Origin of the sequence: Acinetobacter sp. TWP2-2-3, assembly GCF_049896445.1 — a bacterium.
Classification (GTDB): domain Bacteria; phylum Pseudomonadota; class Gammaproteobacteria; order Pseudomonadales; family Moraxellaceae; genus Acinetobacter.
This window is the reverse complement of the sequence record NZ_JAFCUI010000003.1, coordinates 151,551-168,150: the sequence shown is the minus strand read 5'-3', so window position 1 is coordinate 168,150 and position 16,600 is coordinate 151,551. Positions and strand designations below refer to the sequence as shown.

Below are 16,600 nucleotides of genomic sequence, written 5' to 3'. Positions count from 1 at the left end.
CCTATTTCTCATGAAAAAGTGATGATGCAGGGACGCGAATATATTTCCAGGCACTGGAGTCTGTGGCTGCTGGGCAGTCTGTTTACTTTATCCGTCATTCTGTCGAGTTTGTGGCTCAGCCTGATGCTTTGGGTTCATCAACCCCTCGGAAAAATCGGCAGCTTGATGCTGATTGGACTCTGGCTGACCTTTGCACTGGTCGTTCTCGGGATTTATTTCACCCGGCATCTGATCTCCCGCCAAGTCGATAGCGTTCTTTATCTTCTGGCCTTTTTATTCTGTCTGCTGGGATATTTCAGTCTGGAAGCGCGTCAGGATCGAGAGTGGAATCCTGAGGTTTCCCAGCTTCTGCATTATGAGCAGCAAGGCGATCAGGTTACCTTACACAATATCCGCAACTTTGACTGGCAGGCCGATGGTCGCTATATCGAACGCTGGGAAAGCCGCAGTTTTGATCTGAATCAGATTACTGGCGTGAACATCATTACTTCCTACTGGATGGGGCCTAAAATTGCCCATACCCTGGTCAGCTTCGATTTTGCCAATCAAAAGCCACTCACCTTCTCGATTGAAATCCGCAAGGAAAAGAATGAAGAGTTTTCAGCGATTGGTGGCTTTTTCCGAAAATATGAACTGAGTCTGGTCGCATCGGATGAAAAGGATATTGTCTATACCCGTAGCAATGTCCGTGGTGAACAGGTCTATTTTTTCCCAGTCAAAATGCCGCAAGCTCAGGCTAAAGCTTTATTTAAAGAATATCTGCGTCAGGCCGATGAACTGGCCCAAGAGCCAAAATGGTACAATACCCTGACCAGTAATTGCACCACGCTGGTCTTTGATATGGTTCAGGCGGTATCGCAACAACAGCTACCCTCAGATTACCGGCTGCTGGCCTCCGGCTATTTACCAAATTATCTCTATGATCTCAAAGTACTGGAACAGTCTTGGGATATGCACACCTGGTATCAACGCGCGCATGTCAATCCACGGGTAGAACAGACCGCTAATCTCTCCAGTCAGGACTATTCAAGACTCATGCGACAAGGTCTACCGAAACCAGACATGCGATAACTGTGTAGCAAATCCACTTCAATAAAGATACAAAATCAACTGGAACCTTGATCATTTTTTTGTTTATATACAAATAGCTAGTCAATGATCAGAGTATCTCTCATGCTAAAAAAATTAACTGCAATCGCGATTTTAGGCTCGGTTTTAACGGTCATGGGCTGCGAAACTGTGCCTAATACAGCCACGACACAAACCGCGAATCATTTACAACTTTTGCAAAATCGTACCTGGATTGCGACCCAGATTGGTAATACTGAAATCAAGACTGCGCCAACCGCACGCAATGTTCCAAGTCTGCAATTTGATGCCAGTACCCAGCGCGTTTCAGGTTCAGATAGCTGTAACCGGATTATGGGCAGTTACACAGCAGCGAAAGACACGCTGACCCTGAGCCAAATGGCCACTACCCGTATGGCTTGCATGAACAACGATCAGCTTGATCAGAAATTTAATGAAGCTTTAGCCAAAGTGACGCATTATCAAGTATTTGGTAAAACCTTAAAATTACTGGATCGCCATGGGAATCTCTTGATCCAGCTAGAAAGTGCTGTTCAGCCGCGTTAATACTTCCCTACAAAAAGCCTGTATGGACAGGCTTTTTTATCTTTCATACTGATGAGCTTGAATTTAACCATCAGCCCGATTGAGTTATTTAATTGAATGAGGAATCAACCATGCAACAGGCACTTTTCGGTGGGGGATGCTTTTGGTGTACTGAAGCCGTATTTTTACAGATCCAGGGGGTTCAGCAGGTCATCAGTGGCTATGCAGGTGGGCACACAACTCAGCCAAACTATGATGATGTCTGTGGTGGCAATACCGGCCATGCCGAAGTCATTCTGATCGATTTCGATGAAAACCAGATTAACTATACCCAGTTGCTTGATGTATTTTTTGCGACCCATGATCCGACCACGCTAAACCGTCAGGGCAATGATGTCGGCACCCAGTATCGTTCTGTAATTTATTATCTGAATGATGAACAGCAGCAACAGGCGCAGCAGGCGATGGATGCCCTGAAAGCCGATGGCATCAATGTGGTAACTGAACTGAGCCCTGCCCCGACTTTCTATCCGGCGGAAGACTATCATCAAAACTTCTTTGCCAAGAATCCGACCCAGGGCTATTGCAATTTTGCCATTCCGCCAAAATTGAACAAATTACGCAGCAAATTTACCACCTTATTAAAAACCCATTAAGTTTCATGAAAAATGGGCATAAAAAAAGCGACTGCAATCAGTCACTTTTTTTATTATCTGAATCTTAGTTATCGGTTGCAAAGGCAATATCGCTGAGTCCGGCTCCACTCGCACGCGACATGACTTGCGCCACCGAGTCATAACGTGATTCTTTATCCGCTTTCAACACAATGGTCGGCTGACGTTCAGCTTGGCCCGCTTCATTAAAACGGGTTTCGAGCTGTTCCAGCGTCAATACATCACCATTCCAGGCAATGTCACCTTCGGCATTGATGCTAATCGTGACATTTTCAGGCGGCAGATCGATAATCTCCGCAGTCGTTTGTGGCAAGGTTAATGGAATTGATGGGTTCGCAACGGTCGCTGTCACCAGAAAGATGATCATCAATACCAACATAATGTCGATGAGGGGAATGAGGTTCATCTCATTCATGCCTACATCGTTGTCTTCACCCAGTTGAAAAGCCATTAAGCTTGACCTCCCACGAAACTCTGTTGTGTTACTTTTTCATCAGACTTTTTTGCAGCAGATTCCTGTTGCAGCATGGTATCAATCAACAGACCGTGTGCCTGATCCTGTAATTCATGAGCCAAGCCACGATTAGCACGTACACAGATGTTATAAGCCAGTACCGCAGGAATTGCGACTGCCAGACCTAAGCCCGTCATAATCAAGGCTTCACCGACTGGAGTTGCTACTTGTGCCAGACCAGCCTGACCACTTTTACCAACAGCAACCAGCGCATGGAAGATGCCCCATACCGTACCGAACAAACCGACAAATGGAGAGATCGATGCGATGGTACCCAAAACTGATACACCTTTTTCGGCATTGGCTTTTTCTGCTGAAATCTGGCGTAACAGCGCCTGTTCTGCCACTGCCTTACGCTGTTCAAAGCCCAAAGGAGCCAGTTTGGTTTTCAGTTGTTCCAATGCCTTAGATAACTGAGCATAGGCAATCTGTTTCAGTTGGCGAGTGCCCATCAAACGCAGCACAAATATGGTCCATGTCGCAATCGACATTGCCAATAACACGAAATACAGTGTTTTACTGACTGCATCAGCGTGTTGCCAATAAACTGAAAAGTTCATATTCGAACTCCTAATGGGTGAGCCGTTATTTAACCTGAAAATCGAAAGGCTGTTCCACGCGTGTTGGATAAGCCACACCATTTTCAACATATTTGGTGAGTTGTGCACGACGTACCGCTGCTTCTACTTTGCGCGTTACCGCCGGGCTACAACTTGAATTTCGTGCAGTCGCAGAGACCACTTTACCCTGCTCATTCGCTGAAACATCTACTACCAGTGAACAGGCTGATTTTAATTCACCTGCAGAGAGTGAGACTTTTGGTGAACGCTGCCAGGACACGCCCCCACCAATTGATACACTTTTCGGGGATGGCGGCGCAGCAGGTGCTGGCGGTGCCACAGGTGCAGGTGGCACGACTGGAGCAGGTGCCGGTTTAACTTTAGTTTCAGTGACCACTGTCGGTACAACCGGACTTGGGGTTGGTTTTGCTTCAACTGGCGGTGCTTTAACCACTTTTGGCGCTTCAGCCTTTTTCACCTGCTCGATTTTTTCTACTTTTTTCGGTGGTGGTGGCAGCGGTTTATCGACAATTTTGACTTCTTTCGGCTTAGGCGGCTCTTTTTGTGGCTCGGCCTTCGGCTTTGGCGGTAAAGGTTTTGGCGCTTCCTGGAGTTTTACAAAGCGCACTTTTAAGGGTTGCTTATCAATGGGTGTCAGCTCAGGTGCTTTCATCTGGCTGATCGCATATAACACACCCACATGCCCAACCAGTACAGCCGCCACGATAGAGATGACTTTCTTTTTCATCTGATTCGGCGGTGTAGGCATTTGGGGCGCAGCAACTTGACTCATTAAATCTATTACCTTGAGGAGATGATGTGGAACAAACTATCAAGCTCATCGGTTAGCACAATTAAAGTATGCCAATAATAAATGAGAAGTGTTTTCATTTGCAACCGCTAATCCTACCTTTGACTGACTTTTTTTGCATCAAAACAAAAAAGGCACACTAAAAGTATGCCTTTTTAAAACTCAATGCAAGTCTTATTGGAACACGACAGTCTTGTTGCCATCGACAATAATACGGTCTTCCAAATGCCATTTTACCGCACGGGCCAATACATTACGTTCCACGTCCTGACCGAGTTCACGTAACTGCTCAACAGTAAAGTCATGGTTCACGCGCTCCACATCCTGCTCAATAATCGGACCTTGATCCAGATCAGCAGTCACATAGTGCGCAGTTGCACCGATCAGCTTCACGCCTTTTTCATAGGCCTGTTTGTACGGATTGGCACCTACAAAAGCCGGCAGGAAAGAATGGTGAATGTTGATCACTTTCATTTCCCACTTGCTGACAAATTCTTCATCCAGAATCTGCATATAACGCGCCAGCACCAACAGGTCATTGCCCTGCATCAACTGGTCGATTTCTGCATAAGCTTCAGGTTTGTTGTCTTTGGTCACCGGCACAACTTCGAATGGAATGCCAAAATTTTCAACTGCTTCGCGTAAAGTCTCGTGATTCGATACTACTTTGGTAATTTCACAAGGCAGACCACCACGCGCATGACGCCATAACAGCTCAAGCAAGGCATGATCGACTTTAGACACCAGAATACCGACTTTTTTCACATCACTGACCAGAGCCAGACGCCATTGCATGCCATAGCGTTCTGCCACATTCGCTGCAAAAGTCTGGATAATACTTTCTTTACGACTTTGAAGATTATCGAGTTCAAATTCAACGCGCATGAAGTAACGTCCGCCCTGCGCTGCTGTCGCATATTGGTCAAGCGCAGTAATGTTGGCACCTTGATGATACAAGAAGCTCGAAACAGCCTGCACGATGCCCGGCTTGTCTTCACAAGTAATCAATAAACGTGCGGTGTTAGCAGTCGTCATATTCATGTTGGTTTAAGTCACTAATCAGTTAAATTAAAAAATAAGCCGAGTATTCTAGCGCGTTTCTTGGATATTCTGAATAGTTTGTTCAGATTCAGAGTCTTTAGACGACGACAGGCTGGCAAAAAGTTCCGAAGAGCCCAAACTATTCAATAAACCTTCATAGGTTTGACGACTTTCACCACGTAAATACGCCCCTTCCAGGAATACCATCTGGCGCAGTGCCTGCCAAACCCATTTTTCTTCCAGGGTATTGGAATCGGTCAGATGACCTGACATATACAGGAAATTGGTCCAGTTGGTCAGCACAATCCACAGGTTAATAATCAGTGCTTCAATCTCTGAATCGGTCATGTCCATCAGGCCTGCATTAACAAAGCCTTTATAGATTTTCTGGCCCTGCTGCATCACCTGACCGGCAAAGCGTGGATACATCTTGCGAAAATCTTCGTTATTTTCTACCAGATGATAGACATCACGATGCAGGAAACGGTAAGCCCATAACTGGCTGCTCAGTACCTGAAAATAATGCACCTTGTCATTGGCATCCAGCGCACGGTCATCCGGCAGCGCCAGCATTTCCAGGGTCTGGTGCTGGTACTGTTCCATCAATTCTTTAATAATTTCATTTTTATTGCGGAAATGATAATACAGGTTACCCGGGCTCATGCCGAGTTCAGCCGCAATGTGATTGGTGGTTACCGATCGTTCGCCACGCTCGTTAAACAGCTGCAAACTGAGCTGCAAGATACGCTCTTTAGTTTTTAAGGTTTTGGTTTGGGACATCCTAAAATAACCATTCAGTTCATGCATTAGCAGGCTAACACACAAAGTCACTTGACTAATTAGAGTATTTGCTCTAAAAATTAATTAATCGATTTTTGAATAATGGTAGTGCGGCATGAACAGTCACACAAAAACAACATCAATGACACCACATTTTTTTGATAGCCAATATCTGAATGAAGTCTTGGCGCAACAAAAACACGCTTACTTACACTACCCTCTGCCGACTGCAAAGGAACGTATCGATCGTTTAGCTCGACTTAAGCGTATCTTAGTTAAGTATCAAGATCAATTTGCTGATGCAATTAATCAGGACTATGGTAACCGCTCAATCGGGGAAACCAAGATTGGTGAACTGCTCACCTGTCTGGAACATATCAAATATTATAGCAAAAACCTGACCCGGTGGATGAAACCTTCCAAGCGTCATGTGGGCATTATTCATCAGCCGGCTAAAGCCTGGGTACAATATCAGCCTTTGGGTGTGGTCGGGATTATCGCACCGTGGAATTATCCGCTGTTGTTGTCGATTGGCCCCCTGATTTGCGCACTGGCGTCCGGCAACCATGCCATGATCAAAATTTCTAGTGCATCCGCTGCTTTTGGTGAAGTTCTGGAAAAGGCTCTGGCTGAAGCCTTCCCTAAAGAATTGGTCGCTGTGGTGAATGGTGGTGGTGTGATTTCAGATGCTTTCTGTCGTTTGCCTTTCGATAAACTGATTTTCACTGGCTCAACTGCAGTCGGTAAAACCGTCATGGCAGCCGCTGCCGAAAATCTGGTTCCGGTGATTCTGGAACTGGGCGGTAAATCGCCGGTACTGGTACATCCATCGATTGATCTGCGTGATGTCGCGCAGCGGATTGCCGTGGGCAAACTCTGGAATGCCGGTCAGACCTGTGTCGCCCCAGATTATATGTTCTTGCCTCGTGGCAAGACGGCTGAGTTCATTGATCACTTTAAAGCCTGTGTCGAAAGCATGTATCCGGATATCACCCATAATCAGGATTACACCTCGATTATCAATGATAAGCAGTATAATCGTCTGCAAGGTTATCTGGATGATGCACGCGAACAGGGTGCGCAAGTCATTGAAATTAATCCGCGCAGTGAAAACTCGGCTGATCTGCGCAAGATTGCACCGACCATCGTGACCAATGTCACCCCGATAATGCAGATCATGCAGCATGAAATCTTTGGTCCGCTGTTACCGATCATGGAATATGATCAAATTGACGATGTCATCGACTTTATTAATAGCCGTCCACGCCCACTTGCTTTATACTACTTCGACTTTGATCAGGCGCGTGCCGATTATGTCGCACAGCGTACCCATTCAGGGCATTTCGGGCAAAATACGGTACTGACCCATGTTGCGCAGGACGATCTACCATTTGGGGGTGTCGGTGCATCAGGTATGGGTAAATACCATGGCCCAGAAGGCTTCTTCAGTTTGTCGCATGAACGCTCAGTAATGTCGAATCCAAAGCTGTATAGCTTGAAATACATTCTGCCACCGTTCAATAAACCGATTCACAAGCTGATTTCGAAGACACTTCTCCGCTAAATGATCAAGGCATGAGCTATCGATATAGTTCGTGCCGCGTTTTGACGAAAATCGCTTGTCTTTTAAGCGCATTTTTGATATAAAACGCCCCTTGAATGATTTCAATCCGTTTATTTTTGACTGGCCATACAGATTTGCTGTTGGCTAAATCAATGGAGTTACACCATGTCTAAGGTTTGCCAAGTTACCGGCAAGCGTCCAGTCGTTGGTAACAACGTCTCACACGCCAACAACAAAACTAAGCGCCGGTTCGAGCCGAACCTGCATCACCACCGTTTCTGGTTAGAAAGCGAAAAACGTTTTGTACGTCTTCGTTTAACCACTAAAGGTATGCGTATTATCGACAAATTGGGCATTGAAAAGGTTGTTGCTGACCTACGTGCTCAAGGTCAAAAGATCTAAGGAGTCTGAACCATGCGTGATAAAATTCGCTTAGTTTCTTCAGCTGGTACAGGTTATTTCTATACCACGACTAAGAACAAACGTACTATGCCGGAAAAAATGGAAATCAAAAAATTTGATCCAAAAATCCGTCAACACGTAATCTTCAAAGAAGCTAAAATCAAATAATTTTAGTTTCTTTAAAAAAACGACCTTTGCGGGTCGTTTTTTTTTGCACTTTTTTTATCCGGCTTGATAAACTTTCTGCATGTTTTGGCACTTTTTGTGCTTATTTCCCAGCAAACCTAGCTAAAGGAGTATTTAGTGCCACATGACGTAGAGCTCATTATATTACTGGCTGTTGGTTTTGGCTTAGCTTTGGTCTTTGGCTATCTCGCTGCACGGCTACGTCTTCCCCCTTTGATCGGCTATCTCATTGCCGGCATTCTGATTAGCCCCCACACGCCCGGTGTGGTCGGTGATATTCATCTGGCCAACCAGTTGGCAGAGTTAGGCGTCATGTTCCTGATGTTTGGTGTCGGGATGCATTTTTCCCTGAACGATCTGATGCAGGTACGCCGGATTGCCCTGCCTGGTGCGATTTTACAGATTGCGGTTGCCACCTTGCTCGGGGTCGGAGTTTCGATGCTGTGGGGCTGGAGCTTTGGCTCAGCGCTGGTCTTCGGCCTAAGCTTGTCCTGTGCCAGTACCGTGGTGCTACTCAAAGCGCTTGGTGATCGCGGCCTGCTCGATTCGATCAATGGCCGGATTGCCGTTGGCTGGTTGCTGGTCGAAGATCTGGTCATGGTCTTGGCGCTGGTACTGTTACCTGCCACTGCGGTGCTTTTAGGTGGGCAAGCGCTGGAAGGCGCAAGCGATGAGAATATCTGGCTCACCTTAGGGATTACCCTGCTCAAAGTCGCAGGCTTTATTGCCTTCATGCTGATTATTGGTAAACGCCTGATTCCGATGATCATACAGGTGGTGGCACGTCTCGGTTCACGTGAGCTGTTTACCTTAACCGTGGTGGCTGCTGCTGTTTCGATTGCCTTTGGTGCCTATAAAGTCTTTGGCGTGTCGATGGCACTGGGTGCTTTCTTTGCCGGAATGGTGGTGAAAGAGTCCGATTTTAGTCATCGTGCCGAAGAAGAAACCTTGCCACTGCGTGAAATTTTCTCGATTTTATTCTTTGTTTCCGTCGGCATGCTGTTTGATCCGCGCATTTTGCTGGAACAGCCTTTACATGTACTGGCCGTGGTCGGGATTATCATGATTGGCAAGACTATTGCCGCCATGGCACTGGTGCTGTTCTTTCGCTATCCGATCAATACCGCCTTAACCGTCGGTGCTTCTCTGGCACAGATTGGTGAGTTCTCCTTTATTTTGGCTGCACTCGGTGTTTCACTCAACCTGCTTTCGCTGGAAGGTCAAAACCTGATTCTGGCAGGTGCCTTGATTTCGATTACCCTCAATTCCTTTATCTTTTCCGCAATTGAGCCAGTACAGAAATGGATTCGGGAACGCTCGACCCTGGCACGTTTACTGGAACGCAGTGGTGACCCTCTGGCAATGTTACCCGATGAAGTCTCACAGGATTACCTGCGCGATCAGGTGGTGATTATTGGCCATGGTGAGGTCGGTCGTCGCATTACCCGCTCATTGATGGAAGAAAACATCAAGGTGGTCATTGCCGAAGAAAACCGTGACATCGTCGAAAATCTGCGTGAAAAAGGTATTGCTGCGGTGTCTGGTGTTGCTACTGAAGCCGGGGTCCTGATTCAGGCACATATTCAGCATGCGCGCTTACTGGTCATTTCCCCTATGGATATCATCGATATTCATAAAATTGTCGACATTGCCAAGACCTTGAATCCACAAATTCAGGTACTGGTCTGTGCAGAAAGCAAGGAAGAAGCTGAAGCCATTCGTCGGGATAATATCGGTGCGGTTTATTATGCCAAAGAAGAAATGGCAAAAAATATGAGCAATCATATTTTGAACCAGATTGAGATCGCGCATCAGCATACGCCTTCTCATTAAAGTTTTTCTTTTAATCAACACCAAATAAAAAAGTTGTCGGATCTGGCAACTTTTTTATGGACATCAATATATCTCCGAGCCTAAGATTTTATTAACTCAATGGCTTCAGACTGCTCATGACCCAAATTTTAAAATAATGATTTTTCATCTTCATTTTAAATGAACGTCTTTGTGATACTTAAAATCTGCCTAATTTAATAACCTATAAAACTCAAAAAGCACACCAATAGTAGTGTGCTTTCTAAATAAATTTCAACGATTAACTCATATACTTTGGTTCTTCATCCACAACTTCAGCCTGCCACTCATTGACCTGCTGTTCCAGCAAACCATAGAGTGCTGCCTGAATCATCTGTTGCGCAATCACGGGGGTCTGCTCTCCAAGTAGAGCTTTCACCTCATCATTAAATTGAATCATGACCAAAGGCTGTTTATGTGAGCCTGCATTGCGTAGAGCCAACGCGCCACCTTCAAGTTGAACGAGTTCTAAAATCGCGTCTTGATTACCAAATAAATCTTTCAACTGTTCTATAGACATATATCCTCCATGTTCAACATGGTGGCAAAGCACCGGGTGCACTTTGCATCATTAGAGTAATTGATATAGGGTTAAAAATTGCATTTTCAAGTACAGCCGATCCGATTAAAATTCAATCATCTCATTACGAAAACCATCAATTAATTGGGTCAGGTCACGATGCCACTCTCTCAATATAGCAGTATCAGGTAACCATGCTTGTGGAGACTGTGTGACTTTAATGATGAGATTTGAGGAGGTTTCGTCTTCAGGTTCTGGGGTACTTGGTTCGGGCGCATACTGGCACAGACGGTAAGCGCGTTTCAGTTCAGCAATGAAACCACTCTTGGATAAATGTTGCAGCACCGCCACTTCTGGCGAAATTTGGCCTTTGGCCGCCATCAATTCTTCGATCGATTTTAAGGTTGGATGAGGATCATTCAGGCGATAGTAACGCACCAGTTCCTGTAAAAATGCTAACAAAGCACCATGCAAATGAAACACAGTTGCTTCACGTTGTGCCTGAGCCTGTTGTACATGTTCGGTTTGCTCTGCTTGCTGGCAGGATAGACGGGCAAAATACAGTTTTTGATTGGTACGGTCCGCATGATAGCGAGCAACACGGGTCATCGAGATTTCCTAAGGTTTAAAACAAATTTTGGCTTTTATAAAGTAAAAGGTTCGCCTGCATTTCGCAATCAAAAGATGTTCGGACTGAATCAATCCAGCACTGAAATTCAGAGCATTGAACTCACTAATTAAGTACGGCGATACTAAATTGTAGCCATAAAAAAAGGAGCCTATCAAGTGCTCCTTTTTTGAGTTTAAGCCTGAGGCTTGTCTTCTGCGGCTTTCACGCGGATGCCATGTCCGTGTAGGCGTAAAGTGTTCAGGCCTTTAATGGCTTTGACTGCTTCACGGCCATGCGGCATTTCTACAAAAGCAAAACCTTTTGATTTGCCTGTTGCTGCATCAAGCACCAAAGTACAGGTCTCCACTGTGCCATATTCCTGGAACAGTTTCAGTAATTCGGCTTCTGTGACCGTACGTTCTAAATTACGAACTAAAATTTTCATCTTACAACCTTAAGAAGATAGGCAAAAAATATCAAAAAGCACGCGCCTACTCTACTTTTTGCATGAAACAACTTTGCCATAGTTTAATCGAGATCAATCCCAAAATCTAAATTAATCGACTTGCGTTCAATCAAGGCACTTTTTACCGTTTGCTGCCGGGTCTTGTAATGGGTTTCTGTGGTGCATAAATGCCGGGTGAGATCATTCAGGAAATAGCTTTCGACTTTACGCCCCTGCTCATCGACCGTTTCCCGCGCCCAATGATTCAGGTTCTGTTTGGTCAGAATCAATTCATTTTTTGCCCGGGTCAACGCCACATATAGCACACGACGTTCTTCTTCGACATCATCAAAGTCACCCTGAGCACGTGCATGCGGGTAATTGCCTGGCGTGACATTGGCCACATAACAAACATTTTGTTCGGTGCCTTTGGCCGAGTGAATGGTAATCAAGGTCACCACATCATGGTCCGACTGGCGTTCAATTTCCGAGATTGACACCGGATCCAGTACATATTCCTCTAAAAACTCACTCAGCTGCGAATGCTTGGAGGCCAGCTGTTTGACCAGTTCAAAATCACTCTGGCGACGTGGCCAATCCTTTTTATAGTTTTCCGCCAACTGCGATTCAATCGCCTGAATCGCAAGACCGACACAGGCTTGCACTTCGCCTTTGAGCACACTCATCTGCTGCATGATCAGAATGGTTTCTAATGGTATCTTGCCAAATTTTTCCAAATTATCTGCAATAGCTTCCATTTCCGGTTCAGCCAATAACTGCTGCGATAGCTTACTGGCACCCACATCACCAACACCATTCCACAGGGTCAAGAAACGCATCCAGGCGATATCATCCAGCGGATTGGCGACTACGCGCAGCATGCTGAGCAAATCTTTGACATGCGCCGTTTCCAGCAGCTTCATGCCACCAATAAAGCGATACGGCACATTAGCCGCGATACAGGCTGCCTCAATATGCCGTGCGGCAAAACTGGAACGAACCAGCACCATATGCTCGCCCCACTTACTACCTTGCAGATAATGACGCTCTTTAATATCAATCGCGATCCATTTGGCTTCATCAAACTCATTCGGGAAAATATGCATGCGCGGCTTTACACCTTCTCCGCGATACGCTTCCAGACGTTTGTCATATTTGATTTCAGACTGATCGAGCAGCCAGTTGGACAGATCCAGAATTTCCTGGGTCGAGCGGTAGTTTTTTTCTAATTTAAAAATCTGCGCATCTGGCACACGTTCTTTGAAATGGTGAATATTTTCAAAGTCTGCACCACGAAAGCCATAAATCGACTGCGCATCATCACCGACACAGAACAGGCTGATCCGGTCTTTCAGTGGCTCCAGCAAAGCCCATTGCAATGGATTGGTATCCTGCATTTCATCGACCAGCATATGCCGACAGATTGAAGCGACATAGTCGACCAGACCTTCGGACTGTGCCAGCGCCGTAGCTACTACCGCCAGAATATCGTCATAATCCAGAAAACTTCGCGCTTGCTTACGTGCTTCATATTCTTTCATAATTTCGGCAATCTGGTCCTTTAAGGCCAGATATTCCGGCATCTGTTTTTCCAGCGCCAGACTGAGCTTTTGCCGGGTATTCCTTGCAAAAGAATACAAATCACATAATTCCTGAGGCTTCGGCAGATGATTGGGATTTTTCTTGTCATCACGGCCGCGAATCAAACGAAACATCATCAACTGATCATCACGATCAATAATCGAAAACTGTTCCAGACCAAAAGCTTTCGGAATACGGCGCAGCAGATACATACAGAAGGTATGAAAGGTCGAGGCCCGCAGTCCCTTGGCTTGTTCACCCAGTGCAAGTTCGACACGCGCCACAATTTCACTGGCTGCACGGCGGGTAAAGGTCAGAATTTGAATCTGGTTGGCAGGCACACCCTGCTCAATCAAGTAAGCTGCGCGTGCCACGATAGTCTTGGTTTTGCCACAACCTGCCCCGGCCAGCACCAAACTGTGTTTTGCTTCTGTGGTCGCTGCTTGCTTTTGTTGGGGGTTTAATTCATCAATCAGGGTGGCTAAACTCATTTTCACTCATCATTTTGTGGATGTATGTAGTTTAACAGATCGCTTCCAGAATTATGTCTTTTCAGTTGTCCTGAAACTGTCTCCAATTTTATTTCCTGATTTGATATTAGCTAACGACAGGGCGTGCTGGATTACAGGAGAGAGAAATACTTTCACTCTGTCAAAAGATTTTAACTATCTCAACGACAGCTTTCTCCAAGTTCATTTCTGCATTATTTAAGGCTTCCTCTAAAGGACAATCTGGCGGATTAATCCCAACAATCTGGCTAAATCCTGACTCAAACAAATCCTCAATCCCTTCACCGACTAGACCCGCAAAAGCAATCACCGGTTTATTGAAGTGTTTTGCAACCTGCGCCACACCAAATGGCGTTTTGCCAAATTTGGTTTGAAAATCAATTTTACCTTCCCCGGTAAACACATGATCTGCTTGCGCTATTTTCTCGTTGAGTTGAACCTGTTCAATCATCAGCTCTACACCTGATCGAATGGAAGCAGCAGTGAATGCCATTAAACCAAAACCCAATCCACCGGCAGCGCCCGCACCTGCAACATGACGATGATCATGGCCAATCTGCCCAGCGACTACATCGGCGAAATGACAGAGGTTTTGATCCAACTGCTTGACCATTTCAGGCGTTGCACCTTTTTGTGGTCCAAAGATTATCGATGCACCATTTGGTCCACACAGTGGATTGTTGACATCCGATGCAATGATTATTTCAGTATCTGCTAAACGTGGATCAAGTTCGGATAAATCCATTGATTTGACCAGATCTAAGTTTCCACCACAGACCTGAATTGACTCACTCTTATAATTTAGAAACCGCACACCCAGTGCTTGCGCCATACCAGCACCTGCATCATTGGTAATACTGCCACCGAGCCCAATGATGATTTTTTTCACACTCAAGTCCAATGCCTGTTTGATCATTTCTCCTGTACCATAGGTCGAAGTGAGCATCGGATTACGCTGTGAAGGCTTCAATAAATGAATGCCATTAGCCTTGGCCATTTCAATCACAGCAGTTTGACCTGCATCAATCAAACCCCAATAGGTCTGAATACGTTGCTCAGGCAGTGGTCCGGTCACTTCACATGCAATACTTTCCCCCTTCAAGCTTGAAATCAGTGCATCGACCGTGCCTTCACCGCCATCAGCCATTGGCACATGAATAATATTGGCATCCGGAATGACGTTCTGAATACCGCGTTGCATGGCCTGACAAGCCTGCGCAGCAGACATGCTTTCTTTAAACGAGTCAGGAGCAAGCACAAAGGTGAGCGGCATGGTGTGATCTTTTATCCACAAATGAAGTCTAAATTGTGGATAAATCCAGCACTATCCACAAGTCTTTATTTCCAGCCCAGTTCAATTGCAGTTATCTCATTAATCAAGGTTTGATTTAAAGATTCTGGCATTTTACTGGTGGTTTGAGACAGTGGAATATGTCCTGCCATCAGCTCCGCCTTGGTTTGCGGAAATAAGGGTTGCTGATCTGGAAATGCATAACCCAGCGGATAAATCGGTTGACCTGTCGCTAAATCATATTTATCCGAAGCGCCAAAGGCATGCAGCAATTCATGCACCAATACAATTTTATTCTGTTCAGTTTGTTGTTTGGATGCAAATAGATTTATCGAACCAATCCGGCCTTTTTGCAAAGCAGTGGAATGTTTCAATTGCTTGGTCTGCACAGGATCATAGTAATTTAAAAATAAAGTCACATTAGCTGAAGGGTCTGAACTCTGTCGCTGTTTCCAGGCATAGAACCGGAATTTTAAACTCCATAAAACCGTATCGATGAGCGAGTCTTGCTCAGGGACTTTGGGTGGTAGAACTTGAAGCTCACGGCCTAAATTAAAATAAAAATAAGTCGGCTGTCCACGATACTGCTGAGCTGCTTTTTCCAGATATTCCCGTGCTCCATTCAGGTCCTGAGCTGACAGTTGCTGGATATATTGCTGTGTGGTCGGTAATCCATCGGCATTAATCGGATGCAGCAACACAATAATCGGCTTTGACCAGTTCTGGTTTTGATCACGATAGGCATTGACCGCGACAATCAATAAGATGATTAATAAAATCAGAATCCGAATCTTTTTCCACATATCGATTACACACTCTGCTTTTTCATTTTTCTTAAATACATCTGACTCATTTCTATTTTTGTTTCAAATAAATTTAAAGTTTTTATTAATCCTGACAATTTGGCTCTACCATAGTTACGAGAGTCAAAATCAGGCTTTACTGCACTGATATACTGCCCGACCATCCCTAAATTCGCCCATCCATTATCATCGGCATTATCTTTTACAGCTTTATAAATTAAGTTAAGCGTAGCTCGATCCATCCCTTCAGGTAACTGAATTTCCTTTTGCGCAGATATAGTTTTTTGTCCATTAGTCTTGATAATCTCCGAAACTTTTTTATCTATTGATCCTGTTTCTTCACCATCCTCATTATTTTTAATTTCACTATCTACAAGTAAGTTTTCGATATAAATGAACTTGTCACAGGCTTTCTTAAATGCTTCAGGCGTAGCTTTTTTGCCAAAGCCATACACTGTTAGACCATTTTCACGAATACGTGAAGCTAAGGGCGTGAAATCGCTATCGCTGGATACGATACAAAATCCATCTAATGCACCTGCATAAAGTAAATCCATAGCATCAATGATCAGGATCATATCCGTCGCATCTTTACCCTTGGTATAAGCGAATTGTTGTACCGGAGTGATGGCATGAGGAAGGAGTACATCTCGCCATTTCTTTAACGTTTCGCTGCTCCAGTCCCCATACACACGTTTGACACTGGCAATTCCATATTTCGCAACTTCCTCCAATACCGATGAAATCGCGTTGATAGAAGAATTATCCGCATCGATTAATACAGCGAACTTTTTTGTCTGAATATCCACATCCACCCCAAGATATTATTTTTAATTTTTTATAT

General features: G+C 45.1%; 19 protein-coding genes. 7 read left to right on the top strand and 12 right to left on the bottom strand.

Translation table 11 applies throughout. The features are described 5' to 3' along the window. The first annotated feature begins 21 nt into the window (after positions 1-21). The 3 genes from ACP7AK_RS06230 (at position 22) to msrA (ending at position 2,270) form a co-directional block, all read left to right on the top strand. Positions 22-1,071, top strand: coding sequence for a DUF4105 domain-containing protein (locus tag ACP7AK_RS06230; RefSeq protein WP_425879123.1), 1,050 nt, complete (start codon positions 22-24; stop codon positions 1,069-1,071). A 102-nt stretch (positions 1,072-1,173) separates the two neighbouring features. After that, entirely contained in the window at positions 1,174-1,635 is a 462-nt protein-coding gene (locus ACP7AK_RS06225) for an META domain-containing protein (protein WP_005245935.1), read from the top strand. A gap of 110 nt (positions 1,636-1,745) precedes the next feature. Continuing rightward, the gene (gene msrA / locus ACP7AK_RS06220) at positions 1,746-2,270 is read left to right on the top strand and encodes a peptide-methionine (S)-S-oxide reductase MsrA (RefSeq protein WP_425879121.1); all 525 of its coding nucleotides are present in this window, start codon (positions 1,746-1,748) and stop codon (positions 2,268-2,270) included. A 64-nt stretch (positions 2,271-2,334) separates the two neighbouring features. Here the strand turns inward: msrA and ACP7AK_RS06215 are convergent, their stop codons facing one another. The 5 genes from ACP7AK_RS06215 to ACP7AK_RS06195 all read right to left on the bottom strand — a co-directional run bounded on the left by ACP7AK_RS06215 (position 2,335) and on the right by ACP7AK_RS06195 (position 5,994). Then, on the bottom strand, positions 2,335-2,739 hold the full coding sequence (locus ACP7AK_RS06215; protein WP_004278434.1) for an ExbD/TolR family protein: 405 nt from the start codon (positions 2,737-2,739) through the stop codon (positions 2,335-2,337). Beyond that, positions 2,739-3,362, bottom strand: coding sequence for a MotA/TolQ/ExbB proton channel family protein (locus tag ACP7AK_RS06210; protein WP_005250649.1), 624 nt, complete (start codon positions 3,360-3,362; stop codon positions 2,739-2,741). Before ACP7AK_RS06210 ends, ACP7AK_RS06215 begins: the two co-directional genes overlap by 1 nt. 25 nt (positions 3,363-3,387) lie before the next feature. Next, positions 3,388-4,155, bottom strand: coding sequence for a hypothetical protein (locus ACP7AK_RS06205; RefSeq protein WP_005103036.1), 768 nt, complete (start codon positions 4,153-4,155; stop codon positions 3,388-3,390). A 192-nt stretch (positions 4,156-4,347) separates the two neighbouring features. Then, on the bottom strand, positions 4,348-5,214 hold the full coding sequence (gene purU / locus ACP7AK_RS06200) for a formyltetrahydrofolate deformylase (protein WP_004647410.1): 867 nt from the start codon (positions 5,212-5,214) through the stop codon (positions 4,348-4,350). Positions 5,215-5,262: 48 nt separating this feature from the next. Then, on the bottom strand, positions 5,263-5,994 hold the full coding sequence (locus ACP7AK_RS06195) for a TetR/AcrR family transcriptional regulator (protein WP_180082934.1): 732 nt from the start codon (positions 5,992-5,994) through the stop codon (positions 5,263-5,265). A gap of 115 nt (positions 5,995-6,109) precedes the next feature. Here ACP7AK_RS06195 and ACP7AK_RS06190 point away from each other — a divergent pair, with 115 nt between their 5' ends. The 4 genes from ACP7AK_RS06190 (at position 6,110) to ACP7AK_RS06175 (ending at position 9,979) form a co-directional block, all read left to right on the top strand. Then, positions 6,110-7,558: a coniferyl aldehyde dehydrogenase gene (locus ACP7AK_RS06190; RefSeq protein ID WP_425879117.1), complete on the top strand. Its 1,449-nt coding sequence runs from the start codon at positions 6,110-6,112 to the stop codon at positions 7,556-7,558. Between the two features lie 165 nt (positions 7,559-7,723). Then, complete coding sequence (gene rpmB / locus ACP7AK_RS06185; protein WP_000048256.1) at positions 7,724-7,960, top strand: 50S ribosomal protein L28; 237 nt, start codon at positions 7,724-7,726, stop codon at positions 7,958-7,960. 12 nt (positions 7,961-7,972) lie between these two features. Continuing rightward, positions 7,973-8,128 carry a 50S ribosomal protein L33 gene (rpmG, locus tag ACP7AK_RS06180; protein WP_001205031.1) on the top strand — a complete coding sequence of 52 codons (156 nt, stop codon included), beginning with the start codon at positions 7,973-7,975 and terminating at the stop codon, positions 8,126-8,128. 135 nt (positions 8,129-8,263) lie between these two features. Then, the gene (locus tag ACP7AK_RS06175) at positions 8,264-9,979 is read left to right on the top strand and encodes a cation:proton antiporter (RefSeq protein WP_336754564.1); all 1,716 of its coding nucleotides are present in this window, start codon (positions 8,264-8,266) and stop codon (positions 9,977-9,979) included. Positions 9,980-10,238: 259 nt separating this feature from the next. Here ACP7AK_RS06175 and ACP7AK_RS06170 read toward each other — a convergent pair whose 3' ends face one another. The 7 genes from ACP7AK_RS06170 to ACP7AK_RS06140 all read right to left on the bottom strand — a co-directional run bounded on the left by ACP7AK_RS06170 (position 10,239) and on the right by ACP7AK_RS06140 (position 16,565). Then, positions 10,239-10,517: a hypothetical protein gene (locus tag ACP7AK_RS06170; RefSeq protein WP_004278462.1), complete on the bottom strand. Its 279-nt coding sequence runs from the start codon at positions 10,515-10,517 to the stop codon at positions 10,239-10,241. 105 nt (positions 10,518-10,622) lie between these two features. Further along, complete coding sequence (locus ACP7AK_RS06165; RefSeq protein WP_004278463.1) at positions 10,623-11,126, bottom strand: DUF6586 family protein; 504 nt, start codon at positions 11,124-11,126, stop codon at positions 10,623-10,625. A gap of 194 nt (positions 11,127-11,320) precedes the next feature. Then, a complete protein-coding gene (locus tag ACP7AK_RS06160) occupies positions 11,321-11,572 on the bottom strand; it encodes an RNA recognition motif domain-containing protein (RefSeq protein ID WP_004729489.1) in 252 nt (83 codons plus the stop codon). A gap of 83 nt (positions 11,573-11,655) precedes the next feature. After that, a complete protein-coding gene (locus ACP7AK_RS06155; RefSeq protein ID WP_336754563.1) occupies positions 11,656-13,644 on the bottom strand; it encodes an ATP-dependent helicase in 1,989 nt (662 codons plus the stop codon). Between the two features lie 160 nt (positions 13,645-13,804). After that, positions 13,805-14,935: a glycerate kinase gene (locus ACP7AK_RS06150; RefSeq protein ID WP_425879107.1), complete on the bottom strand. Its 1,131-nt coding sequence runs from the start codon at positions 14,933-14,935 to the stop codon at positions 13,805-13,807. Between the two features lie 65 nt (positions 14,936-15,000). Then, the gene (locus ACP7AK_RS06145) at positions 15,001-15,756 is read right to left on the bottom strand and encodes a hypothetical protein (protein ID WP_004647401.1); all 756 of its coding nucleotides are present in this window, start codon (positions 15,754-15,756) and stop codon (positions 15,001-15,003) included. A gap of 5 nt (positions 15,757-15,761) precedes the next feature. Beyond that, entirely contained in the window at positions 15,762-16,565 is an 804-nt protein-coding gene (locus tag ACP7AK_RS06140; protein ID WP_034439084.1) for an NYN domain-containing protein, read from the bottom strand. Positions 16,566-16,600 lie beyond the last annotated feature (35 nt).